Source organism: Aequorivita vitellina (assembly GCF_022008365.1).
Taxonomy (GTDB): Bacteria; Bacteroidota; Bacteroidia; order Flavobacteriales; family Flavobacteriaceae; genus Aequorivita; species Aequorivita vitellina.
Map to the genome: position 1 here is coordinate 1 of NZ_JAIRBA010000088.1, position 1,243 is coordinate 1,243.

At 40.9% G+C, this 1,243-nt stretch carries 1 protein-coding gene; it reads left to right on the forward strand.

The features are described from left to right. Positions 1–235: 235 nt before the first annotated feature. Entirely contained in the window at positions 236–1,216 is a 981-nt protein-coding gene (locus tag K8089_RS16070; RefSeq protein ID WP_237604306.1) for an IS110 family RNA-guided transposase, read from the forward strand. Positions 1,217–1,243: the final 27 nt, after the last annotated feature.

Here is a 1,243-nt window from a genome sequence, read left to right on the forward strand (position 1 = left end):
CGCTATTAGTTTAGCATCGTATATTTATAGAAGTTTAATCTTATTAAATTTCTGAAAAACCAGAAGGAAAAGGTGAACTATTTCGACTCTTAGATTCTGAGATCTATTGTGAGCATTAGTCCTTTCCCTTCTTAGGTTTTTGGTACCGTTTAGAATGTTAAGCTTTAAGGCTTATTAATAGCGTTGGTACACGAACCTTTTGGTTCTTCAGGGTTTTAATAGCTAATCCAAAGTTATGAAAAATACAGTTATCGGAATTGACATTTCCAAGGACTCTTTAGATTATTGTTCTTTAGGCAGCCATGATGTCCAGGTCAAGAGCAGAGGGGTTTTGGAGAACCACGGCAAAACTATCCATCAATGGCTGGAGAGTTTTGATAGGCAACTTGCCGTTTTCGCGCTTGAGCACACAGGACATTACGGTGCGGTCCTAATGGATGCCCTAAGTGAAAAGGGGTTTAAGTTTTATATGATTAATCCTTTGGAACTGAAAAAGTCTTTGGGAATACAAAGAGGAAAGAGTGATTCAAAAGATGCCTACCGCATTGCAGAGTATGCCATAACCAACAAGCATAAATTGTCCCCGTATCACCTGCCCAGCGATAATTTGGCTAAGCTAAAAGCCCTCGTTACAGCACGCGAGCGCTACGTCAAGATGTCTGTTCAGGTACAGAACAGTTTAAAGGCCAATGAGATACTGAATAAGACCATAGATGTGAGGATGCTGATAAAAGAAGAGAAAAAGCAGTACAGATCGCTACAAAGGAGCATTGCCAATATAGAGGCTGAGATGCAAAGGATTATCAAATCGGATCAGGAACTCAAAAAAAGTTATGCAAAAGTGACCGCAATTATCGGGGTAGGCCCCGTTATCGCTACAAAATGTATCACCGAGACTGCCAACTTCACACGATTCCAAGATCCAAGGAAGTTTAGCTGCCATTGTGGACTAGCCCCTTTTCCTTACAGATCCGGAAGCAGCATCCGCGGGAGAACACGGACACATTACCTGAGGGACAGGTCGATGAAGGCTGTATTGACAAAGGGCGCCCTTACTGCTGTGCAGCACGATCCCCAATTAAAGAACTATTATGAACGAAAAATCTCTGAGGGAAAACACCATATGAGTGTAGTAAATGCCGTGGCCAATAAACTTGTATTGAGAATTTTTGCAATTGCTAAAAGGGAGGAGCCTTTTGTAAAATTATCCAATTAAAAATTTGTTTTTAACTTAGAATGCTCA

Excerpts from the sequence above, each read along its gene's own strand:
- K8089_RS16070 (WP_237604306.1), top strand. The coding sequence starts at position 236 with ATGAAAAATACAGTTATCGGAATTGACATTTCCAAGGACTCTTTAGAT.